A 26,936-nucleotide genomic window follows, 5' to 3' on the forward strand; every position below is an offset into this window, starting at 1 on the left:
GTAACTTTGAATACAGTTTTAGAGGTTTGCTATGTTTTCCACCCAAGATCAGGCCCGTAGCCTTGCCGTGCGCCAGCGTCAGCAGCAGCAAAATCGTCGCGCTTCAATGCTAGAGCGCTCCACTCGGGAAACACTGCCCCCTGAAGCACAACGGTAGCTGAATGAGTGGCATCCACCCTCAGCGGCAGCTATAAATTAATCTGCCATTAACCAATGGCCGCCAGCCTAGCGGCGATGATAAGGGAGAACCACTGAAGCACTTCTTCAGAAACATGGTTCGCACCTGACTCACATTCTCAAGCCCGACCTCGGTCGGGCTTTTTTGGTGGCTGACATCAAAAGCAATCCGAGCAAGATTTTCAGGACAGTCTCAGGGAGCCAGGGTTAGATAGGTATAGCGTTGGCCAGCCAGCTTAGAACACGGGTGATCGATTCATCGCTAAGACTGAGACGGCTAGCTGGCCCATAAGCGTCTTATACCAAATCCTCCTTGGTGACCCCCGATTCAGCAGGGCAAACAACCGTTTGGCCTGTTGAGAATCGGGGTTATGTGACTCGGATTTGGGATTAGCCTCTGTGCGATCGCGATATCTACCCATGCAAACGACGGGACGCTGCCTGTCGTCTCTACAAGGCACCTAAAATGATGAATATCAGACTTTCTCCACGCCCGGTGTCAGCCAAGATGCTTCGTTTTTTGTTGTGGACTGGCGTTGCGTTGCTGGCTATTCCAGCGTCTCCTGCTCTGGCCCAGGGGGCAGCGGCGAGCTCCGACCTGTCAGTCTTTGCCTCACTCCAGCAGCAGTTGGTCAATGCTCTAGCCTGGATTGACGGGCTGGGTGCGATCGCCCCCCTGGCCTTCATCCTCTTATACATTGTCATCACCGTCGCCTTTGTGCCCGCTTCGGTAGTCACCCTAGGGGCTGGGGTGGTGTTTGGCGTGGTCAAGGGCTCGGTGCTGGTGTTCATCGGGGCTATGCTGGGCGCTACGGCGGCATTTTTGGTGGGTCGCTACGTGGCACGAGGCTGGGTGGCCAGCAAAATCGCCAAAAATCCTAAATTCCAGGCGATCGACAATGCGATCGCCCAGAGCGGCCGCAAGATTATTGTTTTGCTGCGGCTGTCGCCGGTCTTTCCGTTTAACCTGCTCAACTACGGTCTGGGGCTGAGCCAAATTTCTCTCAAAGACTACGTAGTGGGCACAGTGGGTATTTTGCCCGGCACGATTATGTACGTCTACCTGGGGTCGCTGGTGGGCAACCTGGCTACCCTGGGGGCAGATACCAACCAGCCGCCCGAAGCCGCCCGCATCCAGTGGATGATTCGCATTGTGGGTCTGATCGCCACGGTGGGGGTAACCCTCTACGTCACCCGCATTGCCCGCAAGGCGCTAAATGAAGCGCTGCCCAATGCCGATGCGATCGCCTCCAACAACAGCTAGCCTGCAGCTAGACCACAGTGGGAAAGGGGAGCGCCCCAAAAGACAAGGTCTTAAGCAAAACTCAAAGGGCCTATTTCGCCCCATCCACCATAGCGATCACCTTCGCCTCTACCTCCTGGGCCACCTGGGTGAGTTCATCATTGTCGACTAGGCCCATCAGCATGGGGACAGGTTTGATCAGGCCAATTTTGGTAATGCCTTTTTCGGTAAAGACAGAGATGCGGCAGGGCAGGGCCATGTTGAGTCGCATGTCAGCCGCCATCACCTTGGCAGCCTGGTGTGGGTTACAGACCTCAAACACTCGACAATCTTCGGCAAAGTCAACGCCCTTGCTGCGCAGGGTTGCGCCCAGATCGTGGACGTACAGCACGCCAAAGCCCTCGTTTTTGACCGCTTGCTCAAGGTCAGCGGCAGCCTGCTCAACGGTCTTAGATGTCTCAACAATGTAGTACATAGTTCTGAATAAATTACTGCATGGCTATGTAATTAAGTATAGGCGATCTAGATTTTGCTGGTCGAGACGTTAGCGCCTGCTACAGCTGCCTGCGTCACTAACCGAGCGCTATGCTGGTGTCGTGTTTAGCCCCGGCCAACACCCGCCCAATGCCCGACCAATGACAGAGGCCCCATGCCCGCGAGAGGAAACCTAATCTACTGGCTTACCCGCCTGCTGCTGGGCCTGGCGCTGGCGCTGGCACTGCAAGGGGTGGGGCCGCTACCTGGGCTAGCTCAGGCGATCGACGTTGAGCCGGTGTTTCTCGACGGGCTGTTTTTGTTTGATGTGCCCGCCGCCGGAGACCTCACCGCCGTGGAGCGAGCGCTGGCCATTGGCACCAATCTGACGCCCCTACTCGACAATGAGGAGCCGGCACTGGTGCAGGCAGAGTTGCGAGACAGTACGGGCGAACCCGGCCAGGGCAACCCGGTGATTTTGGCGGGCGATCGCTACATCATGACCGTCACCAATGCCGATGTGCAGGCGGTGGGCGCAGCCAGCCCCGAGGCTCTAGCCGACCGCTGGGTGCAGGTGATATCTAATGCCCTTTCTCAGGCCAGGGCCGAGCGCCAGAGCGGCTTTTTGACCCGCGCTCTGGCCCAGGCGCTGGCAGCGCTGGCGATCGCCCTGGGGCTGCACTGGCTGCTGGGATGGCTGTGGCACCACTGGCTCAAACCACTGATCGACCGCTTCTCCGGCTGGGAAGACGGGGGCGAACATGGGAACGACAACAGGGATGACGATGGGGGAGGCAGCTTCAATCTCTTCTTTCGGCTGACGCTGGGGCTGGCGCGGGGGGCGGTGTGGCTGGCGACTGCGGCCTACATAGCCAATCTGTTTCCCCTTAGTCGACGGGTGAGCTACCAGGTGATGCGAAGCCTGCGGACAGGGCTGTTGGAGCGGAGCCTGCTGCTGGGCAGTCGGTCGTACTCGCTGCTCGACCTGCTGCTGGTGGTGCTCACGCTGCTGGGGGTGGTCGTTGCCGCCAGTGCAGTAACCAATCTACTGCGATCGCGGGTGCTACGGGCCACGGGCATCAGCCTGGCGGCTCAGGAAGCGATCGCGGTACTCTCCAAGTACACTCTCATTTTGCTGGGCACGGTGGTGATCTTGCAGCTGTGGGGTCTTGACCTCAGCTCGATCGCGCTGATCGCCAGCGGTCTGGGCATTGGTGTGGGTCTGGGCTTGCAGGGGCTGGTCAAAGACTTTGTAAGCGGCCTGGTGCTGGTGTTTGAGCGCCCGGTGCAGGTGGGCGACTTTGTTGATCTGGGCCAGCTCAAGGGCACCGTGGCTCGCATTGGCTCTCGCAGCACCGAGATCCGCACCCTCGACCAGGTGTCGATCATTGTGCCTAACTCCCACTTCCTCGACAACGAGGTTACCAACTGGAGCCACGGCAACCCAGTGTCGCGCATTCGCCTACCGGTGGGGGTGGCCTACAGCGCCGACCCCCAGCAGGTCAAACTGGCCCTGCTAGAGGCTTGCCAAAAGAACCAAGAAATTCTCTCAGCCCCTGCCCCCCAGGTGTTTTTTCTGGGCTTTGGCGACAGCACCCTAGATTTTCAGCTGCTAGTGTGGATTGCCCAGCCCAGTCGCCAGCTGGTGATCAAAAGCGATCTGTACTTTGCGATCGAAGCCAGCCTGCGTCGTCACGAGATTGAGATTCCCTTTCCCCAGCGAGATTTGCACATTCGCTCAGGCAGCTTGCCCCTTGAGCTTTCGCCCGAAATCCAGCAGCTTTTGCAGCGGTTGAACGGGTCAGTAGGCGATCGCTGAGGGCCCCGCCCCACGACTCGCCCCCATCCATGAGATCAGAATTCTAGGCATAAAAAAGAGCGCTTCTGGGAAAGTTAGCTAAAATTACAGCCGTATTTGCAGAGAGACCGGGGCTATCTGCCCGCCTGCCTCTAAATCAGCGGCCTGAAGGGTTTCTCACGTGAGGAGTATAGGGAGCAAATTTTCATGAAACCAGCCTGGCCCAACCTTGCCCTTAGCCGCTGGTCAAAGCGGTTGCTAAGGACGCTTACGCTATTTGTTGCTTCAGTTTTTCTGGCCACAGGGCTAGCGGTGCCAGTTCAGAGCGCCGGGCAGCCCGCCTTGCCCCTAAGTGACACAGCTGGGCTAGAGACCTTAGTGGCCCAAAACACCGCCGGAAACGCCACCCTCTATTTTGAAACCCCCACCTTCACCGTCAGCGTTCACCCCAGGGGCACCCAAACCCTGTTTATGAACGTCTACAACCGAGACACCCGCCAGTCTGAGCAGCTCAACGCCCCTGCCACCTTTCGCGGTTCGCTCAACAATGATGGCTGGGTCAGCTACGACAGCTTTGGCTCCCGCGCCGGTCGCAACGTTATTTACCGCGCCAGCGCCAACCGCAACGCCTTTCAGGCTCGTTTAGAAGTTATCGATGCCTCTTCTAACTCTGTGCTGCTGAGCCAAAACAGCACCAGCATTCGCGACTTCAACGTGCCCCAGGGAGAGACCGGCGGCGGGCAGGGCGATGTTCTGGCGCGTACCTTAGTGGGCTTTGACACCCAAAACTATTCTGTGCGGGTGTTTACCGACCAGGGTGTGACCAAAATGAATGTGTTTAACAAGCCTTCTAACCAGCAGGTGGTGAATGGTCAACCCGCCACCGCAGAGGTGCCCGGTGTCGCCCCCTACGAGTGCTGGGTGAGCTACTTTGGGGGGCAAAGTTTTGGCGGTGCTTCGGCCCGCTACTTCATTCGGGTGAGCGGTAGTGGCCAGGCGCTGCTAGAGGTGATTGGCGCCAACGGCGGGGTGCTGCTCACAGAACCTAGAATCGCCTCCACCCCCCTGGTTACGAACATTCCTGCCGCCGATCGCCCCGCTTGTTTTGGCGAGAGCGGCAGCGTTAGCGGTTCTCTAGCTCCCTATATCGCAGCGGTGTTTGGCGGCGAGAGTGAGCTAAACGAAGTGCGCCGTGTGCTCAATCCCGGGGCTGGCGGTCGCAATGTGGGCGGCCTCACCTGCGCCATTAACCCACGCTTTGAGGATGCCCGCCAGGGTCGGTTTATCAATGCGGCTGAGTGTACCGGGCGCAACGACGCCGAGGCGGTAGTCAGCTTCCTGCGGGGGCGCAACCTCAACTCGCGTCTGGTCTATCGCAACTTTAGATACCGTTAGGAGCTAAGTTACTAGACCCACGAAAAGGCGCGATCGCTGGCGATCGCGCTTTTTTTTATTGACCAACCTCTGACCAGTTGTTGCCAAAGGTTGTACCAAATCCAAAGTCCATGCCCCCGATCTCTCCTCGGCCCATCTGTAGGGGCGCACCGCTGTGCGCCCTGATGAATTGGTGGTTAGGGCGCAAGCCGAGCTTTTTTGAGCCGGTTGTCTTCGTACCAGGCGGCGATCGCCGGCACCCAGGCGGCAAAGTGGGGCCAGATCTCCTCGCACATTTTTTGCGCTTCGAGCTGGGCGTCGGCTTTCCAGCGCAGATCGAGCAGGTGCATCACCGATCGCACATTGGCCGACATCACCCAGTGCTGGCGAATATCGAAGGGAATTAGCCCTCGGGCGTGCTCTTCGGCAAAGCCCTGGTCGATGCGGGTCTTGTAGCGGCGGCTGGCCTCTAGGCACCAGTCGAGATCCTGCTGGCGGGCCTCGGCGGTGTATTCGTACTTCTTGCCCTGGCGATCGCTGTAGTAGCCCAGGGGCCGCAGGTAAAAGACCTCTTCTACCTCGCGTTTGCCGTCTACCACATCGAGAATGCGCTGGCCGGTATATCGAAAACTCTGCACATCAAAGCTGACGCCCACCCGATGCGTGCGGATCTGCTGCATGGTGCTGTGGGGAAACCAGCCCACATTAAACACAATCTGCGGGTGCTCTAGGGGGCCGTAGTGGCCGCGCCCGCCCTTGAGCAGGCTGGTGACGAGTATCTCGCCGCAGCGCTCTTCGCTGGGCCATGCGTCGCGATCGTGGGCGACAAAGCCCTCGGCGTAGTCTTGGTGCATGGCGGCGTACATGGTCTGTTGAGGGTTGGGGGTTTGAGAAATAACCTCAACGGTGAAGCGATCCATAGCGCAGATTTCCGGGAATTAAATGTCTAAGTATTCCACGTATTCGACCGTGCGGCGTCCTTTGGGAACGGGTTTAGACAGACGGGTCGGTGGTGTGGTTGTAGATGCCTCTGGTGATTCTTCGGCAGCGATCGCTGAATGCTGTTCTAGGCCTGCCTGCTCTAGAGATACTGCAACATTCCCCAGTTCTAGAGGATTCAGCGAATCTGGCAGATTTAGCGGAGTAACAGATTGCACCTCTGATGCTGGCTGACTCCCCTCGGCAGCGCCAGCGGTAAAGTCTACGGCCAAGGAAGCGGCGGCGCTAGGAGGCAACGGTTTAGCCGGTTGCAGCAAGTTTAGCCCCTCTTCTAGGGCCGATCGCACAATTTCCTCGCTCTCCTGGCCGAGGCGTAGCTGAAAGCAGTCGATCAGGTGCGATCGCACCGACACCCCCGCCAGGTAGTCTTCATCGCCCTGGGTCAGTCGCACCAGCCGCCGCACCGCCACCAGTCGCTTTAGCGGGTCAGGATGACTCAGCAGGGTCAGATTGTGCTCTATCTGGGCCACCGGAGCAGCATTCCACAGAGCGTCGCTGCGGTCAGGCGACCGCGAAGAACGCACCAGCGCCCCCACCGCAAACAGCGCCAGCGCCCCCTGCCCCGTCAGCAGCAGCGCCATCAGCAATGAATGGGTGCTGTGCCACAGAGCCGTAAAGGTGTAGGTACTCACCCCCGCCACCAGACCCAACACCAGCGCCTGCTGCTGGAGCGTGGCGGGCAGAGGCAGCCCCTGCTGAAGGCGCTGCATCAACCCCTTACGCTGGCGGGGCGAGAGCTGCAATAGCTGCTGATAGGCCACCAGCCCCACCCCAGCAGAGATCACCAGCGCTCCGTTGACCAGACCCAATGCCACACTGCCCACCCCCAACCCCCACAGTCGAGGATTTTTAGGTCGCGGCAGCGATCGTGGCCAGCCCCTCTGTAGTAACGACGCGGGGCGCGGCGAAGGGGTTGACGAGACATCTAGAACGGGACGAGGCAGAACGGGAGAAACCACAGGACAGCAGTACAAATAGGCAGCACAAACCAAGGCCTAGCATAGCCCGCCCCCCCGCGTTCAGGATCATTCCGCACAAAAACTCTACCCACCCAAACCTAGGCTACGCAAATGCCGTACTGGGGCAGCAGGTCATGGACGATGAAAAAGTGATGGGCCTTGAGGGCGTCGTGAAACAGCTTCCAATTACTGGCGAGAAAGTTGGGAGAGTAGGGCAGCAGCCAGGCTTCTTTGCGCAGTTCGCTGTCGGCCTCAGCCTGCAATGCCTGCTGCTTCCACGACCCTTGGCCATTGGCAATGTATTTAACCTCGGCAGGGCCAAAGCTAAAGTACCCTTCAGCAATGTGGGCTAGCCACTGCTGGTGACGGCTGTCGCCCTCGCCGCGAATAGTCTCAAACAAATGGGCAATCTTCGTGCGATCGGCCTCGGAGAGACCAGGGGCAGGGGCTTTGGGGTTGCTCAACCGGTAGCGCTGCATGGCCTTGCACATCTCATCGGCGGCTTCGAGAAAATCTCTCGGGTTGTCGCGCTGAATCTTTTCGCCTCGGCCATTGGTATAGCCCCAGCGCAGATAGGGGCGATCGGGGTTGCCCAGCACGGTGCCGTGGCCCAGGGGCAGCGCCCCGCCAATGAAGAAATTGCTCAGCCGGTTCATTAGGTTCTGGTCAGGATTGCCCTCGCCATCTACCAAATTGCGGGCACCGTTGACGGCATGGCTGACCCCGGCAAACCCCTGGTGGGCCCAGGTGTCAGCAAATACATGCAGGGTAATGCCCAGGCGGTGCAGGCTATAGCTGCGGTGGTTTTGCTCAATGCACTCGGTCACCATGCCCTGGGCCACGGGGCTGTTGGGCCGACAGATCAGCTTTTCGATAAAGGTGCCCGGCGGGTCTTGCCCAGCCGGGAAGCCGCCATTGCCCGGCAAAAAGTGAAAGGGTATCCACACCTTGTAGTTGGCCAGCTCTTTGAAGTTGCGGTAGTCGAGCAGCTTGTGAGCCGAACTGATGCGATCGAACATAGCGCCGTTATCAAACCGAATTAGCCCCGACTGGGTCGAGTCGTCGACGTATTGGGCGCAGTAGGCCACGATCTCGGCCTCTAGGTGCTCAAAGCCCGCCAACCGGGCACAGACATAGGTGACCCCGTGATGAAAATCTATTTGCATGGCGTGGGTCTGGCTAGGGTTGGGGGGCAAACTCAGACAAGCAAAAGGCTCTCAACTAGGTTAGAGGTTGAGGGGTCGCCGAGGTGTTAAGCATTGTGAGGAGGATGAGAGAGGCCCTGGGGCGTGCCATCAATTGCAACCAAGCCCCTTGATCAGCCCTGCCGCACCCGCCCCAGACACCAGGCTAAGGGCTGTAACTACCCCTTGGGCCATACGCGACTCATTGATGACGGCCCCTAGCGCGATCGCTGGAAAGACTGGTGAATCGCATTGAGCACCGGGCTAGGGTCGGCGGTAGTATCGCCGTAGTAGCTGGTGATGGTGGCCGTAGCGCCCGGATAGCCCACATAGGTAATAAACGCATTGGGTAACTCGGTCGGTAGCTCGCTCAACCACAGCCGAATGGCGGTGACCCCATCAATGGTGGTGGCATCGTAGCGCGCGACCGTATACCCGTTATTCTCAATCTCCTGCAGGGCGGCACCCACCACCTCACCGGGGGGAGTGTCGCGCCAGACCACCTCTGTGCGAATGGCCGGCTGGGTAGAGCTAGCGGCACTGGCGGCAACGACCTGGGGCACATCGGCTTGCTCTCTCACCTGCCACCCCGCCGGAAAGGCAATAGAAAACAGATTTGCATAGGTGTAGGCAGTCTCTAGGGCTGGAGCCACCGCCGGAGCCGCTACTGGATCTGCCGCTGCCAGAAGGTCGGTCGTTTGGGCGATCGCCGGGGTCTCCACCACCACTATTGCGGCTGCGCCGATCGCCAGTCCTAGGGTTTTCAGAGCATTTTGCATGGTCTGCATGGATAATCTCCTCGTCACCGGGTGTACCACTGCTGCTTTAGTATCGCCCACACAGCCTCAGTAATGAAGCCCTCGCCAACCTGTTGATCCCCAGGCGGTCTTGTATCATGCAAACACCACAGTGCGGTTGCCGTAGACCAGGGTGCGGTTTTGTAGGTGCAGGCGCACGGCGCGGGCCAGCACAATGCGCTCCACATCTTTGCCCTTGCGAATGAGCTCCTTAACGTCGTCGCGGTGGCTGATGCGCACCACGTCTTGCTCAATGATCGGGCCTTCGTCGAGATCGCTGGTGACGTAGTGGGCGGTGGCTCCAATAATTTTCACCCCCCGCTGAAAGGCCCGCTGGTAGGGGTTTGCCCCCATAAAGGCGGGCAAAAACGAGTGGTGAATGTTGATCACGCGATCGTACTGATTTAGAAAGTCTGAGCTGAGCACCTGCATGTATTTGGCCAGCACCACCAGGTCAATGTTGTATTGCTTAAGCAGGTCTAGCTGGCGCTGTTCTTGATCGGCCTTAGTGTCTTTGGTAATGGGAATGTGCTCAAAGGCGATGCCAAACTGGTCGGCGATCGGCTTCAGGTGGGGGTGATTGCTAACAATCAGAGCGATTTCGGCTTTGAACTCGCCTGCCTTGTGTCGCCAGAGCAGGTCGAGCAGGCAGTGGTCTTGGTGGCTGACCCAGATCGACAGACGCGGCACATCGTCAGAAAAGTGCAGCTGCCAGGTGGCCCCCAGGGGCTGGGCGATCGCCCCAAAGGCCGCCCCCACAATCTCCCTCGGCAGGTTAAACCCCTCTAGCTCCCACTCCAGCCGCGAGAGAAACAACCCTGCCTCGGGGTCGCGGTGCTGGTCGGCGTGGAGAATGTTGCCGCCGTTGGCGTAGATAAAGTTGGCAATCTTAGCCACCAACCCCTTTTGGTCAGGGCAGGAGAACAGCAGAATAGCGGTGGGAGAGGCCATGGGAGGAACGTGCATCAATTGGTGGTTTCAGCGTTAGTTTCTGGGGCCGCTGGATCGGCAGGGCGATCGGGAGCCACTTCTCGATCGACCGGATTTTCTAGGGCTTCGCCATCGCCTGGGATAGTCTCTTCCTCCTCGCTCACCTCAGCATCAGATGTTTCGACCGGCATGAGCCATTCTGCAAGGGGGCGGTTGATGCCGTTGGCCACGTCGCGGTTAACCACCAGCACCGAGTAGTCTGTCTCAGGCTCGGGGGGCCAGGGGTCGGGGTCGATGACCGCGTAGTCGGCGCTGCCGCTAAAGTCAGGGCCACCCAAAATCAGCTCGTGCTCGGTGCCGTCGGCAAGGGTGACGGTGGCGATGCCCAGCGGCGCATCAAAACCAAAGTCGGCAGCTTGGTCGGCGGTCATGGTGACGGTTTGCAGGGCTGAGTCAACGGTGAGGCGGCTGAGCAAAAAAGCCACTGCCCCCGGCTCGGCTAGGGCCATCTCAGGCTCCAGCATCTGCCAGTTGCCCTCCGCGTCTTGCTCAAACACCAGGGTTTCGTCACCGCGATCGACGGTGAGGGCCACAACGTCACTCTCGTCAAAGGTGAAGATGGGCGCAGTGGATGAGTCGGCGGCGGTGGGGGCAGAAGACTGCGATCGCTGCGACTCCGCAATCAGCACTCCGGCCCCCAGCAAAAAGGCCACCCCAACCAGAATCAATGTGCTGCGCTGAAATTTCATACCGGCTAACCGCGATGCTTCAGGATCAGACTTAAAAGTATGCCATCAAAAAAACATGCCGGTTGGGGAGACGAACCAAGCCATTGCCCGAGCGATCAGGGTTTTGGCCATCCACCACATACCCCTAACAGGAAACGCCCCGACAGCAGCCTTTTCCTCGCTCAAGCTCGGTAGACCCCAAACTCGGTAAGATTATAGACAGACCTACGCTGTGTTAAGACCCCTATGGATTTGATCGCGCTCCAGGGCTGGCTCGACAACGCCTCTTTTGCGGTGCTATTCAGCGCCATGCTGCTCTATTGGTGCGGCGTGGCCTTTCCTAAAGCGGCCCTACTGCCCGCCCTGGGCACCGCCGCCATGGCCGTGGGCAACCTCACCATCGCCGCATTGCTGGTAGCTCGGTGGGTCGAGGGCGGCTACTTTCCCATGAGCAACCTCTACGAATCGCTGTTTGCTCTGGCCTGGGGCATTACCGCCATGCACCTGGTGGCCGAGGGCATGAGCCGCAGCCCCCTAGTGGGCGCGGTGACAGCCCCGATTGCCATGGCCATCACCGCCTTTGCCACCCTAACCCTCCCCGGCACCATGCAGGGCTCAGAGCCGCTGGTGCCCGCGCTCAAATCGAACTGGCTGATGATGCATGTCAGCGTCATGCTGCTCAGCTACGCGGCGCTGCTGGTGGGGGCTTTGTTGGCGATCGCCTTTCTCCTCGTCACCCAGGGTCAGGCCGTCGAGCTCAAGGGCAGCTCCGTGGGCACCGGGGGCTTTCGCAACGTCAAACTGCACCGCGCTGAAGAAGCCGCCGCTAATCCTCAGGTCTTGGCTGTCACGGCTGGGGGCACCGCTGTGCTCGAAAAACCTGCTGCCGTCAAGCTCTCGCCTCAGCGGCTCACCCTGGCCGACACCCTCGACAACATCAGCTACCGCATGATTGGCCTGGGCTTTCCACTGCTCACCATTGGCATTATTGCCGGGGCGGTCTGGGCTAACGAAGCCTGGGGCTCCTACTGGAGCTGGGACCCCAAAGAGACCTGGGCGCTGATCACCTGGCTGGTGTTTGCCGCCTACCTCCACGCCCGCATTACCAAGGGCTGGCAGGGTCGCCGCCCGGCTCTCCTCGCGGCTACTGGCTTTGTGGTGGTGTGGGTCTGCTACCTGGGGGTAAATATTTTGGGCAAAGGGCTGCACAGCTATGGCTGGTTTTTCTGAGGTGACCGGCGTTAGGTGACCAAACCGGGTCTTGACATATTCAAAAAGCCGATATCACATGCCGGTCACCCCCTACCCCAGCAGCGCCAAATCGTAGTCAACCATCTCTTCAACGATCGCTTCAAAGGGCTTCGTCGATTGCCAGCCCAGGGTCTGGTAAATCTTGGTGGCGTCGCCGCGCAGGGGCACAGCCTCGGCCTCGCGGTAAAACCGGGGGTCGATCTCCACGTACTGACGGTAGTCAAGCCCCAGGTGGCTAAAGGCGCAGTCTACAAACTCCGCCACCGACCGGTTAGTGCCCGAGGCGATCACATAGTCATCGGGCGTGTCGTGCTGCAACATCTGCCAGATCGCCTGCACGTAGTCAGGGGCATAGCCCCAGTCGCGCAGGGCAGCCAGATTGCCCAGGTAGAGCTTGTCAGCCAGGCCCATTTTGATGCGGGCGGCCTGGGCGGTAATTTTGCGGGTAACAAACTTAAAATCGCGGCGCGGCGACTCGTGGTTATAGAGAATGCCGGTACAGGCAAACAGGCCGTACTGGCTGCGGTAGTTGCGCACCAGGTGGTGGCTGGCCAGCTTAGAAATGCCGTAGATCGATCGGGGGTTAAACGGTGTCTGCTCGGTTTGGGGAACCGTCTCCACGGTGCCAAACATTTCGCTCGACCCGGCAAAGAAAAAGCGACAGTGGGGAACTGCTTCTTTGAGGGAGGCCAGCAAAAAGTGGGTGCCGCTAAAGTTAGTGGCTAAAATCGACGACTCTTCCTCAAAGGAGTAGCTGACAAAACTCGACGCCGCCAGATGGTAGCACTCGTCGGGCTGCACCTTAGAAATCAGCTTGTAGAGCGATAGCTCATTCTCTAGCGCTGCCGGGTGAAAGGTGATCTGCTCTTTGACGGGATCAATTTTAGAGAGCTGCCGAGACGAGTCTTCTAGCGAAGCTCGCCGCACCAGCCCGTGCACTTCGTAGCCCTTTGCCAGCAGCAGTTCCGCCAGATACGATCCGTCCTGGCCTGAGATGCCGGTGATGAGCGCACGTTTCGCATTGTTCATGGCGAGAGCCTAGTGTCCGTGGTGACAGCCTGAATGCCCGATATTGTAGGGAGTTCCCTGGCTGGCCAGCGATCGCCCGACCAATCCCCCCAGCCACAATACCGCACCGCACCCGCTAACGACAGCGCTACAAAACCCCAGTCATCTATCTATGATGAACTGTCGAAGACGATTGTCTGCCAGAGCCGTCGAGGTGGTAAAACACCTCATGGCTGTACCCTAGTTCGCTGCGGTGTCGAACCTGCCTCTGGTCTGGGTCGATGCCCGATCGCCCGATACCTTGCCCCTACCCATGCCAAACCCTGCCATCACCCATCCCACCAGCCAGTCTCGGCCCACCGTTGGGGGGCGCAGGGCGCTGCGATCGCTGCTAGCCCTGCTGCTGGGGGTACTGCTGGCCCTCGGTCAGGGCTGGGCGGCCTCCCCAGCCATCGCCCAGTTTTCTAACCCCTTTGCCGGGGGCAGCAACAATCTCCCCCCCGCCAGCGTGCAGCGCATCGGCCTGCTAGAGGTGACCTCGGTTTTGCTCGACGGCACTCCCCTGTTCGACATTGCCTCCCCGGCGGTGTTTAACCGCAACGAAGCGGGCAGCGAAGTGCCCGTAGAAGTGCGAGCCCGCCAGATCGAAACCAACCTCAACCAGGTGGTCAACCGCGCCCTGGGGTTGATCTATGACGATGGCACCATCGACAGCTCTTCTCTCGATATCACCATTGAGACCATTGGTGGTCAGCCGGTGCTCTTTGCCACCGGAGCCGGTCTGGCCGAGCCGAGGGTATTGCTCACCGTGATCGACACCGATGCCCAATACAACGGCGTCTCCCAGGGCGATCTAGCCGAACGTTGGCAGGTGATACTGCGCGATGGCCTTCGAAGAGCGATCGAGGGTCGTCTGCCCGAAGCCCGCCAGCGGCAAATTCGCCGCACCTTTTTGATTTTGCTGGTCAGCGTTTTGCTCACTCTGGTGCTGGCCGGGTGCTGGCAGGTGCTGGGCTGGCGCAAAACCGCCCTCGAGAAAAAACAAACGGCTCAAGAGGCGCTGCCCCTCCCCCGCGACAACGCCGCCCTGAGTCATGAAGACCCGTCGCCCCAGCAGCAGCTTCAGCAGCTGTTTCGCTACCAAATGACCCTGACTCAGCGGCTTCAGGTCGTCGCCTTTTTGCGCTGGCTGATGTTTTGGAGCATTGCCTTCGTATGGGTCACCGGCATCGCCAGCGTACTCTACCTGTTCCCCCAAACCCGGGGCTATGCCTTTCGGCTATTTTCCATTCCGGTGCTGCTGCTGCTGGCCTGGTTTATCACCGGGCTGCTCAACCGCCTGGCCAACCTTGGCATTGAGCGCGTGGCCCAGGCCTGGGGCAAAAATGAGCTGGGCGACCTAGATGACATCCAGCAAAAATCCATGCGGATTTCGACCATTACCGGGGCGCTGAAGGGGCTAAAAACCGCCATCATCTACTCCACGGCCACCCTGCTGGTGCTGCAAATTCTCCGGCTGGCCCCCGCTTCGCTGCTGGCCTTTGGAGCCGTAGCGGCCCTGGCTCTTTCCTTCGCTGCCCAGAGTCTGGTGAAGGATCTGGTCAACGGATTTTTGATTTTGCTTGAAAACCAGTACGCCATTGGTGACCTGGTCACCACCGGCACCACCACCGGCATTGTCGAAAACCTGAACCTGCGCATTACCCAGATTCGTGGCGAAGACGGTCGCCTAGTCACCCTGCCCAACAGCCTGATTGCCCAGGTCGAAAACCTCAGCCGCAGCTGGTCGCGGGCCAATATTCGGATCGACGTGGCCTACGGCACGAATGTGGATGAAGCCCTGTGGGTAGTGCACGAAACTGCCCATACCATGGCCAGCGACCCCGAGTGGCGCTACGCCATTCTCAACCCGGTAGAAATGCTTGGGGTAGACGCCATGACCCACGCTGGCATCACCATTTTGATCTGGATTCGCACTCGACCCCTGAAGCAGTTTTTGGTCGCCCGCGAATTTCGCCGTCGTCTGCACATCGCCTTTGACCGAGCGGGTATTGCCATCGGCGTACCGCAGCAGATCTTTGCCGGGGTCAATCCTGAACTAGAGACCAACGGCCACAGCGGTAAGTCAGCCACTCATAGTTCCCGAGATGACGGCTCTAAACCCGATAACAATGCTTTAGAGTCCGCTTAGCGATGGACTTGCTAGGATTACGGTTGCACACACGGGGGCTGTGACAATGACTGAGGACGCTCTAACCAAAACCCAGCAGGCTGCCTCAGACCCCAGTGATGGCACACTGCTGGCTCTGCTGATCGCGGCTCTCTACAGTCTCTTTACCCTGGTGCCGGGCAGCAGCACCCTGATGGTGTCGTGGCCCTGGGTCTTTTTGTGGCAGGTGGGGCTAACCCTGCCGATGCTGTGGCTGCTCTGGCAGCTAGCCCAAAGGCCTCTCCCCAGGCTAGGTAACGGGTTTGACTGGATGGCGCTGCTGGCCTTGGTGGGGCTGGTCGTCTCTACCCTGGGGGCAGAGTTTGCGGCCCAGGCGCGGTGGCAGGCCTGGGCCGCAGTGGGGGCGATCGCCCTGGTCTATGCCCTGGCTAGCTGGCTGCGCGACCTGGGGCGTCTGTATATTCTGCTGCGGTTTCAGGGCTACCTGGCCCTGGCTTTTATTCTGCTGAGCCTGCTGCTATGGATTACGCAAATCTACCTGCCTGAGCTGGCCCGTCTGCAAACCCTGGCAGACTATGGCCTCGACCAGGCCTTTAGCTTTAGCCAGACCAGCCTGCGCAACTGGCAGCCCATTGGCCACCAAAACTATGTGGCGGGCTATCTGGTGCTGGTGTTGCCCCTGCTGGCGGGGCTGGCCTGGGTAGACCGGGGCTGGCAGCGCTGGCTGTGGCTGGCGGGTCTGCTGGTGGGCATCGTCAACCTCTACACCACCAGTTCGCGGGGCGGCTGGCTGGCGCTGATGGTGACCGGGCTAGTAGCGGTGGGGGTTTCGCTGATCTATACCCGGCTACCCCGACCCCTGGCCCTGGCCCTGGGGGGGACTGCCCTGGGGCTGCTGGGCCTGGGGCTAGCGGTCAACCAGCGACTCTGGCAAGCTCTGGGCAATATCGTCCGGGGCAATTTTGCCGGGGGAGAACTGTCCTACCGGGTGGTGACCAATGCTACGGGCTGGCGCATGGGTCTGAGTCAGCCCTTCACCGGGGCGGGGCCAGGGTCAGTGCCTCTGGTCTACCAGCGCTACCGCCCCCACTGGGCCGGGCGCGATGCTGAGCTGCAATATCAGCTGCACAGCACCCCGGCTCAGCTCTGGGGCGAGTATGGCCTTTGGGGAGTTTTGGTGCCCCTGGCGCTAGGGCTGGCCCTGGGTTGGCTGGTGATGCGGTGGATGCGCCAGGGGGCGCAGGCAACCCCGGCGGGGCTGCCCCCGGTGCTGGTGTGGAGCCTGCTGGCGGGGGGATTGGCCTTTGGGCTGATGAGTCTGACCGACTACCAGCTCGACATTCCGGCGATCGCAGGTACCCTCGCCCTCTATGTTGCCGTGCTCGCCCGCACCTTCAGCCCCACAGCGCCTGAGGCATATGCTGAGACAGCTGGCCCGCACCGCCACCGCTGGCTAGCGGGCCTGGGGCTGGGCCTGACCCTGGCCATGACCCTATGGCTGGTGCCCGTCCATCGCGCCTGGAGTACGGCCAGCGGTGGATTCTCGGCCCTCACCGATGACCCTCCCGATATTAACCGGTTTGCCACCCAGCTAGAGCAGGCCCACACCCTCGCCCCCTGGGAGCCCTACTATCCCTACCAACTGGGCTATAACCTGGGTGACCTGGCGGCCCAAAGCGACAGTCCACCGCTGCGCCAGACGCTGCTCACAGATGCGATCGCCTGGTTTCAAACCGGCAACCAAGCCTCGCCCTACCAGGAGTTTGGCCGCAGCAATCTGGGCTGGCTCCAGTTAGAAAATGGGGACATTGAAGCAGCCCAGGCCTCGTTTGCTGAGGCGATCGCCCTGATACCGGCCAAAATGGGGCTGTTCTTTGGCCTGGGGGTCGCCTGCCTACAGGGGGGCGAATCTGACTGCGCCACCGAGGCCATGGCCCTAGAGATGCTGCGCCATCCCGCTTTGATCGCCAGCCCTCTGTGGCAGGCCATTCCCTTCTCACAGATTTATCCCACCGCTCTCGATCGCCTAGAGCAGCACTATGGCGACCTCCTAGAACAGGCCGACGCCCCAGCCCTAGTCAGCTTCTTGCACCAGGCCAGGGGCAGCCTGCACTGGTGGCGGGGCGATTTACCCGCCGCCGCCAACGACTGGGAACGCCACGGCGGTCAGCTTCAGGAAGGGATACTTGCCCTGGCCGAGGGCGCGGCTGTAGATGTCAGCTCCTGGCCTGAGACCCCGGCCAAAAACGCCATTCTCGCCTGGCAAACCCCCGATCAGCGGCAGGCATTGTTGGTCAAGGCCTGGCTCACCCAGCCCGAAGATACGGGCGATCTCAACCAGTCACTTCCCCCCGACAACGTGATCGCCGAGCTGGTGGGCAGCATGGCCACCGCCGCCGACTTCACCGACTGGCTACAGCGCACCGCACCCAGCTGGCGACCCCGCAGCCAGCGCCTGGGCTTTGGGGTGCTCAGCCGCAATATCGACGGCCCCAACCCCAGCGATTTTCTGCCCCGCCTAGAAAATATCCCTGTGGTGCAGTTTTTTGACCCGCTGTTTCCTTCGCCAGTGTTCTTTCCTGAATTAGACAACGCCCTAGAGCCTTACCAGACTGAGCTACAGGCGCAATTCTCAGGCTGAGCGACTGATCATCGACTGGGCCTATATGGCCTACGACCAATGGCTAGATTCTCAGGGCAGAATTGATGGGTCTTGACGGCGATCGCCCCCAAACCCAGTCAGGGCGTCGGTCTCAAAATCCCAAAAGCGGAGCGACGCATCCCCCAGACTGAGTGTGAGCAAAGAGTCTGAGGTGATAGTTCCCATTGGGGTGCAGGCCAGATCGTGGGGTTTAAAGTGTTGTTGCACCAGGCCGACAGATTCAGGTCTGACGCTGAGCAGGTAGCCGTAGCTAGGGAAGCTGAGCAGCCAGGCAGTCAGGTCAACGCCGGGGGGCGGGGCGATCGCCCCCAAATCCAACACCGCCCCCACCCTCGATGTTTCCAGCAGCATCAGCGTGGTGCCCACAATGCCGCCCATGCTGATGTCTTTGCCGGTGTTGCAGAGGCCCGCTTCGGCGAGCTGGGGCAGCAGGTCTAGGTTGGCGCGCAGGCGATCGCGGTCGCACTCCGTCGCCGCATTCCAAAAGGGATATTGCGGGTGCATCTGGCCCTGCCTGTCCACCACGTGCAGCAGCACATCCCCCGGCTGGGCACTAAAGCTGGTGATCAGGTGCTTAGCACGGCCAAGGATGGCCACCGACAGGGCCGCGTAGGGGCTGTGGCAGCTAGTATGGCCACCGACGATCGGCACGTTGAAAGCCTGGGAGGCCGCGACCATACCCTGCCATAAGGGATCCACTACCTCGGTTGACTGGCTCCAGAGGGTGTCTACCACGGCGATCGCCCGTCCCCCCATGGCGCAAATGTCGCTGACGTTGACCATCACCGCGCACCACCCGGCAAACCAGGGGTCAGTCTCTACCAGCGTCGGCCACATGCCCTCTGCGGCTAGCAGCAGATAGCCATCGCCATCGGGAATGGCGGCGCAGTCATCACCGAGAAGAATTGGCTTTTGATCGGCTGCCCAGACATAGGTACCGAGGCGATCCGCCGCTGTTTGAATGTCCTGCTTGTGGAAAATGCCTAGAGATCGCCGCAGTTCAGCCGCCAGATCCCGTAGCTTTAGCTCGTCGGTCATAGCCGCATCACGACACCTGCTGCACCGACCAGGGCAGTTGGGGCCGCACCTCGTCGCCGGGGGGGTAATGGGCCAGGTCGGCTTCCATGAGGTAGTGGGTGCGATCGCACAGCACCATCTCCTCCAGCGAGCCCCAGTGGAGGCGCTGAAAGAAGCGGACGTTCTGCTGTTGCACGGTGGCGAGAAAGCGATCGCAGCCCCAGGTATTGGCCGTGGTCACCGCCTTGTAAATCAGCCCCTTGCCGATGCGGCCCACCCGGCGATAGTCGGGGTGTACGCCCAGGCGACCGCCATACCAGAGACGGGGCGACTTTTCGTAGATGCGCACCACGCCCACCACGCGGTTCTCGGGGGAGGCTTCGTGGTCAATGGCGACGATCGGGTAAGCAACGCCGTCTAAATCGTCGGCATCGTCGGCGTCAAACAACCTCTGCTCTTCGCAGAAAATAGCCTGGCGCAGGGCGAAATAGCCATCAATATCCTGGGAGGTCTTGGCCAGTTCAAAGCTATAGCGATGGAGTGCCATGGTCTTAACCATTAAGTGAATGCTGGTCAGAAAAATCCCCGCTTGGGAGGGGAAAGGGTGAGCTAGCCCAGACCTGTGACCCACCCCGCCCTCCGGGCACCCCTCCGAGGAGGAGACGATTCCGGCAATCCCTTCCTCGGAGGGGTAGGGGTGGGTCATCGGAAGGGGCAGGGGTGGGTCAACCCTCAAACGTAGACAGGGCCGAGCAAGCACCGCACTTAGCGCAGCCCGCCTTCATATCCGCCGAGGCCATGCCCGACTGCTTTAGCAGCGCCCCCACCCGCTGATAGAGGGCAAACATAAACTCGCTGCTAGGGGCAGGATGGTGAGCCAGGGGGGTTTCGCCGATGGGTACAAAAGGCACCACAAAGGGGTAAACGCCGAGCTGAATGAGGCGATCGCTCGCTTCTACCAGAGTCTCTAGGCTGTCGCCTAGGCCCGCCAGCAGGTAGGTGCTCACCTGGCCCCAGCCAAACACCCGCACCGCCGCCTCGAAGGCCTGGTAATAGACTGTCAGCGGCACCTCGGCCTTGCCGGGCATGATTTTGGCCCGCACTTCGGGATCCACTGCCTCCAGGTGCATGCCCAGGCTGTCGATGCCCGCCGCCTTCATGCGATCGAACCAGGCAAAGTCATCCGGCGGTTCGCACTGGGCCTGGATGGGCAGGTGCGGCACCCGCTGACGAATAGCGGCGGCGCATTCGGTCAGGTAGGCGGCACCGCGATCGCTCGTATTCGGAGTGCCCGTCGTCATAATCATGTTGGTTACGCCGTCCAGTCGCACCGCAGCTTCTGCAACTTCTGCAAGCTGCTGGGGCGTCTTGCGGGCAATGGTGCGCCCAGCATCGAGGGATTTTTCGATCGCGCAGAACTGGCAGGCGGTGGCTGGGTCGCGGTAGCGCATGCAGGTCTGCTGCACTGTGGTAGCCAGCACATCGCGCCCGTGCAGCAGGGCAATTTTTGAATAGGGAATGCCGTCGGCGGTGGTGAGGCCGTAGAACTTGGGCGCGTTGGGCATATCGATGGGGATAATCGCTTCCCCCGAGGCTTCTAAATGCAGCGGGCTAGCCGCCGTAGCCCCAATGGTGTAGGGAGAGTGGGCGGCACTGTCGGTGTAGACCGGCACCATAACGGTGGTGCCGTCGATGGTGATGGCGCGGTGGTCCGATGGGCCTGCCCCGCCCCGCCGCCCCGCTGCGCCGGGGGTCGCATCTACCACCCGCAGCCCGTGAGACTGTAGCTCTGTGATCAGCCGTTGCTTGTTCATGGCCTGCTGTTCAATACCCGATAAAAACCTGCGTCAACCATTGCCGCTAAAAACGAGCTAGCGAGCACATAACCCATGGAGTCGTGAAAATTGTGGTCTAGGCGGTCGGCAGACCAAGGTTGGGAGGTAGGCTAACTGCCGCTTCATCTGCTAACGCCGGGGCGGTCTGCAAAGCTCCATTCATGTCAGAGGAAAGCTGTGCCGCCGCCTGGCTAGTTGTTTCTACCACCGACCAGGGTTCGGTGTTTACCTTGAGGCGCAGCAGGTCAGGGCGGGCATAGTGGCCCACCGAATCCATCATGCGCTTGCGCTTGGTGATCAAAGAAAAGTCGAGATCGGCGATCGCCAGCCCTTCCCCTTCGGTAATCGGCTCGGTCAGCGGCACCCCTTCTGGGCTAATAATGGCGGTGTAGCAGCCCCCCGACAGCACCCGCTGAAGATTTTCATCGGGGGTAATGTGCTGCTTTTGCTCTGGAGTCAGCCAGCCCGTGGCATTGACCACAAAGCAGCCCGACTCCAGGGCATGGTGGCGCATGGTCACCTCCATTTGGTCGCCAAAAATCTGCCCCACCATAGAGCCAGGAAACTGCCCGCAGTGGATCTGCTCGTGCTGGGTCATCAGCGCGTAGCGAGCCAGAGGGTTGTAATGCTCCCAGCAGGCCAGAGCCCCCACGCGCCCGACCGCCGTTTCTACCACCTTGAGACCGGCCCCATCGCCCTGGCCCCACACCATGCGCTCGTGGTAGGTGGGGGTGATTTTGCGCCGTTTCAGCACCAGAGTGCCGTCGGCGTCAAAGATTAGCTGGGTATTGTAGATCGAGCCGCCGTCGCGCTCATTCACCCCCAGCACCACCACCATGCCGTAGGAGCGCGCTGCTCGGCTGACCGCATCGGTCACCGGCCCCGGCACTACCACCGCTTCTTCGTAGAGGCGCATGTGCTCTTTGCCCATGAGCACTGGCGGCTGCACAAAGGAAAAATAGGGGTAGTAGGGAATAAAAGTCTCTGGAAAGACAATCAGCTTCACTCCGGCTTGGGCCGCCTCGGCAATGGTTTCCAGCACCTTTTCGGTGGTGCCGTCGCGGCTAAACAGCACGGGGCTGATCTGGGCAGCAGCGGCGCGGACGGTTTTGGTGTAGTCCATGGGAATCGGTGGTGGAAAGAGCAAAATTCCAACGTCCCCTCCTGGGAGGGGTAGGGGTGGGTTCCCTTGGGAGGGGCAGAGGTGGGCTTGAACCCACCCCGCCCTGCGGGCACTCCTCCCAGGAGGGGATGGGAGATGTCAGGGGTGAGAGCTACATCGTCCAGGTGTCGAGGATGAAGGCTCCTTCTTTGCGGTGCATGAGCACTAGGTCGAGCACATCAAGGGGGTTGATGGGGCGAATACCGGGGATGAGGGAAGGCTCGCCGTGGCCATAGAGCGCCTGGAGGGCAAAGCGACAGGCGTAGACCTTACCGCCCAACTCCATCACTTTGACAATCTGGTTGTTCATGGCCATGTGACCCGGAAAGGCTTCATCGCCCAGTTTGGGAAAGCCACGCTGCACACCCAGAGTGACACCGGGGCCGTAGAGCAAAATCGAGGTCTCAAAGCCCTTGCGGATCAAGCGGGTAGCTTGCAGAAGGTTAACCAGGCCGATAGAGCCTTCAAAGGCCACAGTGTGGAAGGTGACGAGAGCTTTTTCGCCCGGTTCTGCCTGCACATCGGGAAATACTTTCTCTTCATAATCGACCAAAAAATCTCCAGCCTGGTTGGCTGGCTTCATTACTTCGGGCATGGATTTCGTTCCTCGCAGAATTGCTGGCAGAAAATTTGGCGGCAGTCAAGAATTTGTGGCTGCATGTCACAGAACCTTACGGGCGATCGCCCTGGGCTCGCGTATCAGCAACTACAAACTTTGGCGGTCTGGCCTAATCAACAGGGGCATAGGGGCAAATTGCTAGTTTGATGGCCAAGGCCGAGGAGTACCCCTATCACTTTCGACAGGCATAGGGCTTAGATTTATTCTGTCGGAGCTACAGAAATGAGCAGAACGACGTTGGCGCAGCCTCTCCGAAGGAAAATCACACCTACCCTCCTACCACTAGTGCTAGACCAAGACGTTCGGTAGCCGGGGGTACAAGCAGCCTCTGAACAACGACCTAGGGTACGAAAAGAACCTCGGCCCCTCTCGCACCACTTGCAGGACATACAGTATGACGATGCACTACGGCGTAATTGTGATCGGCGGCGGCCAGGCAGGGCTGTCGATTAGCTACTGCCTCAGTCGCCTAGGCATTGACCACATCATTTTTGAACAGCACCAGGTCGCCCACTCCTGGCGTACCAAGCGGTGGGATTCGTTCTGCTTGGTCACCCCCAACTGGCAGTGTCAGCTACCCGGCTTTCCCTACCCCGGTGAAGACCCCGAGGGCTTCATGGGTCGCGATGCGATCGTGGATTACATCGAGCGCTACGCCAGCCACTTTGACCTACCGCTCAAAACCGGAGTTAAAGTGGAGCGCGTGCGCCAGCCCAACGGGGGCAGCTTTGAAGTGGTCACAAACCAGGGAACCTTCACCGCCGATCAGGTGGTAGTCGCCACGGGCGGCTACCACACACCAAAAATTCCTCGCCTGGCAGAGCGGCTAGCGTCAGATATTGTGCAACTGCATTCGGCCGAGTATCGCAACCCAGAATCGTTGCCAGAGGGCGCCATACTGGTAGTGGGCACTGGGCAGTCGGGCTGCCAGATTGCCGAAGACCTGCACCTGGCGGGCCGTAAGGTCTACCTATGTGTGGGGGGGGCACCGCGATCGCCCCGCCGCTACCGAGGCAAAGATGTAGTCGAATGGCTCGACCAGATGGGCTACTACGACCTGGCGATCGACGACCATCCTCAAAAAGACACCGTGCGCCACAAGACCAACCACTACGTCACCGGGCGCGGCGGCGGGCGCGAAATTGACCTGCGCCACTTTGCCCTCCAGGGCATGGGCCTGCACGGGCGGTTAACGGATATTCAGGGCACCCAGCTCACTTTTAGCGACGACCTAAAGAAAAATCTCGACCAAGCCGATGCCGTAGCCGAAAGCATCAAGCGCACCATCGACGCCTATATCGAAAAGAACGGCATTGATGCCCCGATCGACCCGCCCTACCGCCCCGTATGGGAACCGGAGGTAGTGGAGACGGCGATCAACTACCGCGAGGCCAACATTACCTCGGTAATCTGGTGCATCGGCTATGGCCTCGACTTTAGCTGGATTGAGCTGCCGGTGTTCGATGGCCAGGGCTATCCCGGCCATCGTCGAGGGGTTACTACCGTGCCAGGGCTGTATTTTCTTGGCCTGCCCTGGCTCTACACCTGGGGGTCGGCGCGGTTCTCCGGCATTGCCCGCGACGCAGAGTATTTAGCGGAACAGATTGCCACCCGAGCCGGGGGCAGTCACCCCAGGGCACCGCAAACCGTCAATGAGGTAGCAATGGGGTCGTAAGTATATTTCCTTAAGTCTTAGCCGCTTTGACCTCGCGTTTGTCTTTAACGTAAATTCCGTTTTGGCGGCGCTGCGTTTCAAACAATTCAGTAGCTTCCACCAAAGTGCTGAGCTTGGCATAGCCATAGTTGCGCGAGTCAAAGGAGGCCTGGTTTGACACATGCACCCCAACCAGCGCCAGGTTTGACCAGCCATCATCATCCTGAGCAGTAGTCACAGCGCGGCGCAGCAGGCTGACAAGCTTTGCATCCTGCCGAAGTTCTTTTGTGGTTTTCTTAACGCTGTCAACTGCCTTGGTCGGACCTGCTTCGGCATCTTGGCCAAGGTTTTCCAGATAGAGAAAGGTCGAGCAGGCGTAGACAAAGGGCTTGGGGGTTTTCTTTTCGCCAAAGCCGTAGACCTTAAGGCCATCGGTCAAAATGCGCATTACCAATGGAGTAAAGTCACAGTCGCTGGTGACAATAGCAAAAGCGTCGAGGTTACGGGTGTAAAGCAAATCCATCGCGTCGATGATCAGCGCCGCGTCGGTGGCGTTTTTGCCCTTGGTAAGATCAAATTGCTGCACCGGGCGAATGGCGAACTCGTGCAGGTTGTCTTCCCATTGCTTAAGCGTAGGGTTTTTCCAGTTGCCATAGGCGCGCCGGGTATTGGCCACACCGTACTTGGCGATTTCTGCCAAAATCGCCTCAATTTTGGCTGCTGGAGCATTATCGGCATCAATTAGCAATGCGATTTTGGCTTCCGATGACAGCATAGCTATAGGGAATAGTGGCTACCCCTGCGATGGTTGCAATAAGCCTAATCCTGCCATGGATCAAGACTGCCCGAGTTCTTTAGATCTTAAATACGCGGCCCGCACCGCCCCCATCAACGCCGATCGCAGCCCCCCCGCCTCTAAGGCTGCAATGCCAGCGATGGTGGTGCCGCCAGGACTAGTGACGCGATCTTTGAGCACGGCGGGGTGTAGGTCGCCCTGGTGCAGCAGCTCACCGGTACCGCGCACGGTGGCGATCGCCAACTCCAGCGCCGTTGCCCTCGGCAACCCCACTGCCACACCCCCATCAGCCAGGGCCTCTACTACCAGGGCAATGTAGCCGGGGCCAGAGCCCGACAACGCCGTCACCGCATCCATCTGCGATTCTGGAACTTCAACAACGGTGCCGACACTGCCAAAGATAGTGCGAGCCCGCTCTCGCTGCTCAGCGCTTACCGCTTCCCCTACCGCCAAGGCCGTCACCCCCGCGCCTACCGTAGCCGGAGTGTTGGGCATGGCCCTAACCACCGCCCAGCCCAAAAACTCTTGCTCTAGACGGGCTAGGGGCACCCCGGCCAAAATTGACAGCAGCAGCGGTGGCTTCTCTCGCTCTGGGAATTTGAGATTTTCTGCCACGGCCCCGAGCATCTGGGGCTTAATCGCAAGCAAAACTGTGTCAGCGGCGTCGACTACCGCCTGGTTTTCATCAGTAGTCTGCACACCGTAGCGTTGATGCAGCACTTCGCGCCGAGCCGTCTGCGGATCGCTCACGATCACGGTCTCAGGGGCAAAAATATCTTGATCTAAAAGGCGGGCAATGAGCGCTTCGCCCATGATCCCGCCGCCAATAACCCCAAATGTTGCCTTGGGCATAGCTCACCTACGACTCCCATTGTTGCCGTCAGTGATGACCATACCTCAAGGAGGCCCCTAGAGCTAGTCTAGGGGCCGTGATAGTCAAAGTCGAGCGCTCGTCAGAGCGGTTGGATAACTCGATGTGCCTAGGCCATGCGAGCCATGGGCTCGGTACCCCAAGCGGGAGCGGGGGGCATTTGGCCGGGCATGGGCATACCCTGGGGCTGACCCATGAAGATTTCTTCTTCGTACTCGGTGGGGGTGCTCACCTGCACACAGTTGGGGGTGAACAGAAAGATGCTTTCGCCAATGCGCTCTTGGTGCCCGTCAATGGCGTAGGTGCCGCCTGCCACAAAGTCAACGGCGCGCTGAGCTTGGTCAGGATCCATGATGGTCAGGTTGAGCACCACAGACTTGCGCTCGCGCAGGGCCTGGATGGCCTGGGGCATTTCTTCAAAGGAGCGGGGCTCCATTACAACCACTTCGGAGGTGCCGTTCATGGCACCGGGCATTCCAATTACATTGCTGGCCATGGGCGTCATTCCTGCATCGGTGGGCATCATACGTTCGCGCCGGGGGCGTGCCCGCCGCACTTCTTCGGGCTGGGGCGGCTGCACAATCGGCTGGGTGTTCTCTTCTTGGTAGAGGTTTTGGTACTCCTCTCCATCCATTTCTTCGTATTCGTAGTCGTAGTCTGCTGGGTCGTTTAGACCAACGAAGTCCCGCAGTTTAGAAAACATGTTGCTCACAACTTACACTCCACGATGACTATCACTTAGGTAGGCAAACCCCTCGGCCATTGACCGATGGGGGGCCATCATGCTCCGGTTATCCGAGGGCCATGATAGCGCCAAATTTCCATTTGCAACGTCTGTTTTGAAAATTTATGGGGCTTACCTGTGGTTAAGGGCTAGTCAGCCCCTCTGAGAGAATGGCTGACCGCCTAAACCTGGGTCAAAACTCAAGGTTAGAATCTTTCACCGAAGTGATGTGATTCTCGCTGAGCTAAGGCAGGCTTAGGATTTCTACGTTAATACCCTGTACGCAGAATATTGAGTCCACAGTATACACGAAATCTTGAAAAGCAATAGGCGATTCACAATTAGTTAAAAATTTGCCTGAGTACTTTTTGGTTGACTCCTCAGATATTAATTCTAGTGGGATGAGTCATGGGGCTTAAAACATGGATGCAATCGCCCTAACCCCTTGCCCCACCGCTGCCCTCGCCCTCAGTTTGGGTTAGCAACCGGTAGGGAAGATGGGCA

24 protein-coding genes are annotated in these 26,936 nt (G+C 59.6%); 8 read left to right on the plus strand and 16 right to left on the minus strand.

Annotation, left to right across the window (positions count from 1 at the left end):
* Nucleotides 1-31 precede the first annotated feature (31 nt).
* Both AC0QKW_RS18350 and AC0QKW_RS18355 read left to right on the plus strand, forming a co-directional pair.
* Nucleotides 32-157 (plus strand): hypothetical protein, encoded by a 126-nt coding sequence (locus tag AC0QKW_RS18350; protein WP_473152535.1) that lies wholly within the window; start codon nt 32-34, stop codon nt 155-157.
* Between the two features lie 528 nt (nt 158-685).
* The gene (locus tag AC0QKW_RS18355) at nt 686-1,441 is read left to right on the plus strand and encodes a TVP38/TMEM64 family protein (protein ID WP_473152536.1); all 756 of its coding nucleotides are present in this window, start codon (nt 686-688) and stop codon (nt 1,439-1,441) included.
* A 70-nt stretch (nt 1,442-1,511) separates the two neighbouring features.
* Here AC0QKW_RS18355 and AC0QKW_RS18360 read toward each other — a convergent pair whose 3' ends face one another.
* Nucleotides 1,512-1,895: a DUF302 domain-containing protein gene (locus AC0QKW_RS18360; RefSeq protein WP_473152537.1), complete on the minus strand. Its 384-nt coding sequence runs from the start codon at nt 1,893-1,895 to the stop codon at nt 1,512-1,514.
* 174 nt (nt 1,896-2,069) lie between these two features.
* Here AC0QKW_RS18360 and AC0QKW_RS18365 point away from each other — a divergent pair, with 174 nt between their 5' ends.
* Together AC0QKW_RS18365 and AC0QKW_RS18370 are read left to right on the plus strand one after the other, a co-directional pair.
* Nucleotides 2,070-3,713, plus strand: coding sequence for a mechanosensitive ion channel family protein (locus AC0QKW_RS18365; RefSeq protein ID WP_473152538.1), 1,644 nt, complete (start codon nt 2,070-2,072; stop codon nt 3,711-3,713).
* A gap of 186 nt (nt 3,714-3,899) precedes the next feature.
* Nucleotides 3,900-5,087, plus strand: coding sequence for a hypothetical protein (locus AC0QKW_RS18370; RefSeq protein WP_473152539.1), 1,188 nt, complete (start codon nt 3,900-3,902; stop codon nt 5,085-5,087).
* Nucleotides 5,088-5,263: 176 nt separating this feature from the next.
* On the opposite strand, the gene thyX is transcribed toward AC0QKW_RS18370, so the two are convergent.
* The 6 genes from thyX to AC0QKW_RS18400 all read right to left on the minus strand — a co-directional run bounded on the left by thyX (nt 5,264) and on the right by AC0QKW_RS18400 (nt 10,684).
* Nucleotides 5,264-5,986, minus strand: coding sequence for an FAD-dependent thymidylate synthase (gene thyX, locus AC0QKW_RS18375; protein ID WP_473152540.1), 723 nt, complete (start codon nt 5,984-5,986; stop codon nt 5,264-5,266).
* A gap of 18 nt (nt 5,987-6,004) precedes the next feature.
* Nucleotides 6,005-7,024: a hypothetical protein gene (locus tag AC0QKW_RS18380; RefSeq protein ID WP_473152541.1), complete on the minus strand. Its 1,020-nt coding sequence runs from the start codon at nt 7,022-7,024 to the stop codon at nt 6,005-6,007.
* A 98-nt stretch (nt 7,025-7,122) separates the two neighbouring features.
* Nucleotides 7,123-8,190, minus strand: a complete 1,068-nt coding sequence (locus tag AC0QKW_RS18385; RefSeq protein ID WP_473152542.1) for a DUF6765 family protein — start codon at nt 8,188-8,190, stop codon at nt 7,123-7,125.
* Nucleotides 8,191-8,426: 236 nt separating this feature from the next.
* Nucleotides 8,427-8,996, minus strand: coding sequence for a hypothetical protein (locus AC0QKW_RS18390; protein ID WP_473152543.1), 570 nt, complete (start codon nt 8,994-8,996; stop codon nt 8,427-8,429).
* Between the two features lie 105 nt (nt 8,997-9,101).
* Nucleotides 9,102-9,956: a formyltetrahydrofolate deformylase gene (purU, locus tag AC0QKW_RS18395; RefSeq protein ID WP_473152544.1), complete on the minus strand. Its 855-nt coding sequence runs from the start codon at nt 9,954-9,956 to the stop codon at nt 9,102-9,104.
* Nucleotides 9,957-9,970: 14 nt separating this feature from the next.
* Complete coding sequence (locus AC0QKW_RS18400) at nt 9,971-10,684, minus strand: hypothetical protein (RefSeq protein WP_473152545.1); 714 nt, start codon at nt 10,682-10,684, stop codon at nt 9,971-9,973.
* A gap of 225 nt (nt 10,685-10,909) precedes the next feature.
* Between AC0QKW_RS18400 and ccsB the strand changes: the two genes are divergently transcribed.
* Complete coding sequence (ccsB, locus tag AC0QKW_RS18405; RefSeq protein WP_473152546.1) at nt 10,910-11,893, plus strand: c-type cytochrome biogenesis protein CcsB; 984 nt, start codon at nt 10,910-10,912, stop codon at nt 11,891-11,893.
* Nucleotides 11,894-11,965: 72 nt separating this feature from the next.
* Here ccsB and AC0QKW_RS18410 read toward each other — a convergent pair whose 3' ends face one another.
* Nucleotides 11,966-12,943 carry a GDP-mannose 4,6-dehydratase gene (locus AC0QKW_RS18410; protein ID WP_473152547.1) on the minus strand — a complete coding sequence of 326 codons (978 nt, stop codon included), beginning with the start codon at nt 12,941-12,943 and terminating at the stop codon, nt 11,966-11,968.
* A 232-nt stretch (nt 12,944-13,175) separates the two neighbouring features.
* Between AC0QKW_RS18410 and AC0QKW_RS18415 the strand changes: the two genes are divergently transcribed.
* Nucleotides 13,176-15,113 (plus strand): mechanosensitive ion channel family protein, encoded by a 1,938-nt coding sequence (locus AC0QKW_RS18415; protein ID WP_473152548.1) that lies wholly within the window; start codon nt 13,176-13,178, stop codon nt 15,111-15,113.
* Nucleotides 15,114-15,159: 46 nt separating this feature from the next.
* The gene (locus AC0QKW_RS18420; protein WP_473152549.1) at nt 15,160-17,733 is read left to right on the plus strand and encodes an O-antigen ligase family protein; all 2,574 of its coding nucleotides are present in this window, start codon (nt 15,160-15,162) and stop codon (nt 17,731-17,733) included.
* Nucleotides 17,734-17,784: 51 nt separating this feature from the next.
* Here AC0QKW_RS18420 and AC0QKW_RS18425 read toward each other — a convergent pair whose 3' ends face one another.
* The 5 genes from AC0QKW_RS18425 to AC0QKW_RS18445 form a co-directional block, all read right to left on the minus strand.
* The gene (locus AC0QKW_RS18425) at nt 17,785-18,792 is read right to left on the minus strand and encodes a sll0787 family AIR synthase-like protein (RefSeq protein WP_473152550.1); all 1,008 of its coding nucleotides are present in this window, start codon (nt 18,790-18,792) and stop codon (nt 17,785-17,787) included.
* Between the two features lie 7 nt (nt 18,793-18,799).
* On the minus strand, nt 18,800-19,318 hold the full coding sequence (locus AC0QKW_RS18430; RefSeq protein WP_473153004.1) for an MSMEG_0567/Sll0786 family nitrogen starvation N-acetyltransferase: 519 nt from the start codon (nt 19,316-19,318) through the stop codon (nt 18,800-18,802).
* A gap of 178 nt (nt 19,319-19,496) precedes the next feature.
* On the minus strand, nt 19,497-20,585 hold the full coding sequence (locus tag AC0QKW_RS18435) for an MSMEG_0568 family radical SAM protein (RefSeq protein WP_473152551.1): 1,089 nt from the start codon (nt 20,583-20,585) through the stop codon (nt 19,497-19,499).
* Nucleotides 20,586-20,682: 97 nt separating this feature from the next.
* The gene (locus AC0QKW_RS18440) at nt 20,683-21,729 is read right to left on the minus strand and encodes a Nit6803 family nitrilase (RefSeq protein WP_473152552.1); all 1,047 of its coding nucleotides are present in this window, start codon (nt 21,727-21,729) and stop codon (nt 20,683-20,685) included.
* Between the two features lie 151 nt (nt 21,730-21,880).
* Nucleotides 21,881-22,363 carry an MSMEG_0572/Sll0783 family nitrogen starvation response protein gene (locus tag AC0QKW_RS18445; RefSeq protein ID WP_473152553.1) on the minus strand — a complete coding sequence of 161 codons (483 nt, stop codon included), beginning with the start codon at nt 22,361-22,363 and terminating at the stop codon, nt 21,881-21,883.
* A 418-nt stretch (nt 22,364-22,781) separates the two neighbouring features.
* On the opposite strand from AC0QKW_RS18445, the gene AC0QKW_RS18450 reads away from it, so the two are divergent.
* Nucleotides 22,782-24,062 carry an MSMEG_0569 family flavin-dependent oxidoreductase gene (locus tag AC0QKW_RS18450; RefSeq protein WP_473152554.1) on the plus strand — a complete coding sequence of 427 codons (1,281 nt, stop codon included), beginning with the start codon at nt 22,782-22,784 and terminating at the stop codon, nt 24,060-24,062.
* A gap of 10 nt (nt 24,063-24,072) precedes the next feature.
* Here AC0QKW_RS18450 and AC0QKW_RS18455 read toward each other — a convergent pair whose 3' ends face one another.
* From AC0QKW_RS18455 to AC0QKW_RS18465, 3 genes are all read right to left on the minus strand, one after another.
* A complete protein-coding gene (locus tag AC0QKW_RS18455; protein WP_473152555.1) occupies nt 24,073-24,816 on the minus strand; it encodes an NYN domain-containing protein in 744 nt (247 codons plus the stop codon).
* Between the two features lie 60 nt (nt 24,817-24,876).
* Nucleotides 24,877-25,689: a pyrroline-5-carboxylate reductase gene (gene proC / locus AC0QKW_RS18460; protein ID WP_473152556.1), complete on the minus strand. Its 813-nt coding sequence runs from the start codon at nt 25,687-25,689 to the stop codon at nt 24,877-24,879.
* Between the two features lie 128 nt (nt 25,690-25,817).
* Nucleotides 25,818-26,420, minus strand: coding sequence for a cell division protein SepF (locus AC0QKW_RS18465; RefSeq protein WP_473152557.1), 603 nt, complete (start codon nt 26,418-26,420; stop codon nt 25,818-25,820).
* Nucleotides 26,421-26,936 lie beyond the last annotated feature (516 nt).

The sequence above is a fragment of the Pseudanabaena sp. PCC 9330 genome (assembly GCF_055795045.1).

Excerpts from the sequence above, each read along its gene's own strand:
- AC0QKW_RS18350 (WP_473152535.1), top strand. The coding sequence starts at position 32 with ATGTTTTCCACCCAAGATCAGGCCCGTAGCCTTGCCGTGCGCCAGCGT.
- AC0QKW_RS18355 (WP_473152536.1), top strand. The coding sequence starts at position 686 with ATGCTTCGTTTTTTGTTGTGGACTGGCGTTGCGTTGCTGGCTATTCCA.
- AC0QKW_RS18360 (WP_473152537.1), bottom strand. The coding sequence starts at position 1,895 with ATGTACTACATTGTTGAGACATCTAAGACCGTTGAGCAGGCTGCCGCT.
- AC0QKW_RS18365 (WP_473152538.1), top strand. The coding sequence starts at position 2,070 with ATGCCCGCGAGAGGAAACCTAATCTACTGGCTTACCCGCCTGCTGCTG.
- AC0QKW_RS18370 (WP_473152539.1), top strand. The coding sequence starts at position 3,900 with ATGAAACCAGCCTGGCCCAACCTTGCCCTTAGCCGCTGGTCAAAGCGG.
- thyX (WP_473152540.1), bottom strand. The coding sequence starts at position 5,986 with ATGGATCGCTTCACCGTTGAGGTTATTTCTCAAACCCCCAACCCTCAA.
- AC0QKW_RS18385 (WP_473152542.1), bottom strand. The coding sequence starts at position 8,190 with ATGCAAATAGATTTTCATCACGGGGTCACCTATGTCTGTGCCCGGTTG.
- AC0QKW_RS18390 (WP_473152543.1), bottom strand. The coding sequence starts at position 8,996 with ATGCAGACCATGCAAAATGCTCTGAAAACCCTAGGACTGGCGATCGGC.
- purU (WP_473152544.1), bottom strand. The coding sequence starts at position 9,956 with ATGGCCTCTCCCACCGCTATTCTGCTGTTCTCCTGCCCTGACCAAAAG.
- AC0QKW_RS18400 (WP_473152545.1), bottom strand. The coding sequence starts at position 10,684 with ATGAAATTTCAGCGCAGCACATTGATTCTGGTTGGGGTGGCCTTTTTG.
- ccsB (WP_473152546.1), top strand. The coding sequence starts at position 10,910 with ATGGATTTGATCGCGCTCCAGGGCTGGCTCGACAACGCCTCTTTTGCG.
- AC0QKW_RS18410 (WP_473152547.1), bottom strand. The coding sequence starts at position 12,943 with ATGAACAATGCGAAACGTGCGCTCATCACCGGCATCTCAGGCCAGGAC.
- AC0QKW_RS18420 (WP_473152549.1), top strand. The coding sequence starts at position 15,160 with ATGACTGAGGACGCTCTAACCAAAACCCAGCAGGCTGCCTCAGACCCC.
- AC0QKW_RS18425 (WP_473152550.1), bottom strand. The coding sequence starts at position 18,792 with ATGACCGACGAGCTAAAGCTACGGGATCTGGCGGCTGAACTGCGGCGA.
- AC0QKW_RS18430 (WP_473153004.1), bottom strand. The coding sequence starts at position 19,318 with ATGGCACTCCATCGCTATAGCTTTGAACTGGCCAAGACCTCCCAGGAT.
- AC0QKW_RS18435 (WP_473152551.1), bottom strand. The coding sequence starts at position 20,585 with ATGAACAAGCAACGGCTGATCACAGAGCTACAGTCTCACGGGCTGCGG.
- AC0QKW_RS18440 (WP_473152552.1), bottom strand. The coding sequence starts at position 21,729 with ATGGACTACACCAAAACCGTCCGCGCCGCTGCTGCCCAGATCAGCCCC.
- AC0QKW_RS18445 (WP_473152553.1), bottom strand. The coding sequence starts at position 22,363 with ATGCCCGAAGTAATGAAGCCAGCCAACCAGGCTGGAGATTTTTTGGTC.
- AC0QKW_RS18450 (WP_473152554.1), top strand. The coding sequence starts at position 22,782 with ATGACGATGCACTACGGCGTAATTGTGATCGGCGGCGGCCAGGCAGGG.
- AC0QKW_RS18455 (WP_473152555.1), bottom strand. The coding sequence starts at position 24,816 with ATGCTGTCATCGGAAGCCAAAATCGCATTGCTAATTGATGCCGATAAT.
- proC (WP_473152556.1), bottom strand. The coding sequence starts at position 25,689 with ATGCCCAAGGCAACATTTGGGGTTATTGGCGGCGGGATCATGGGCGAA.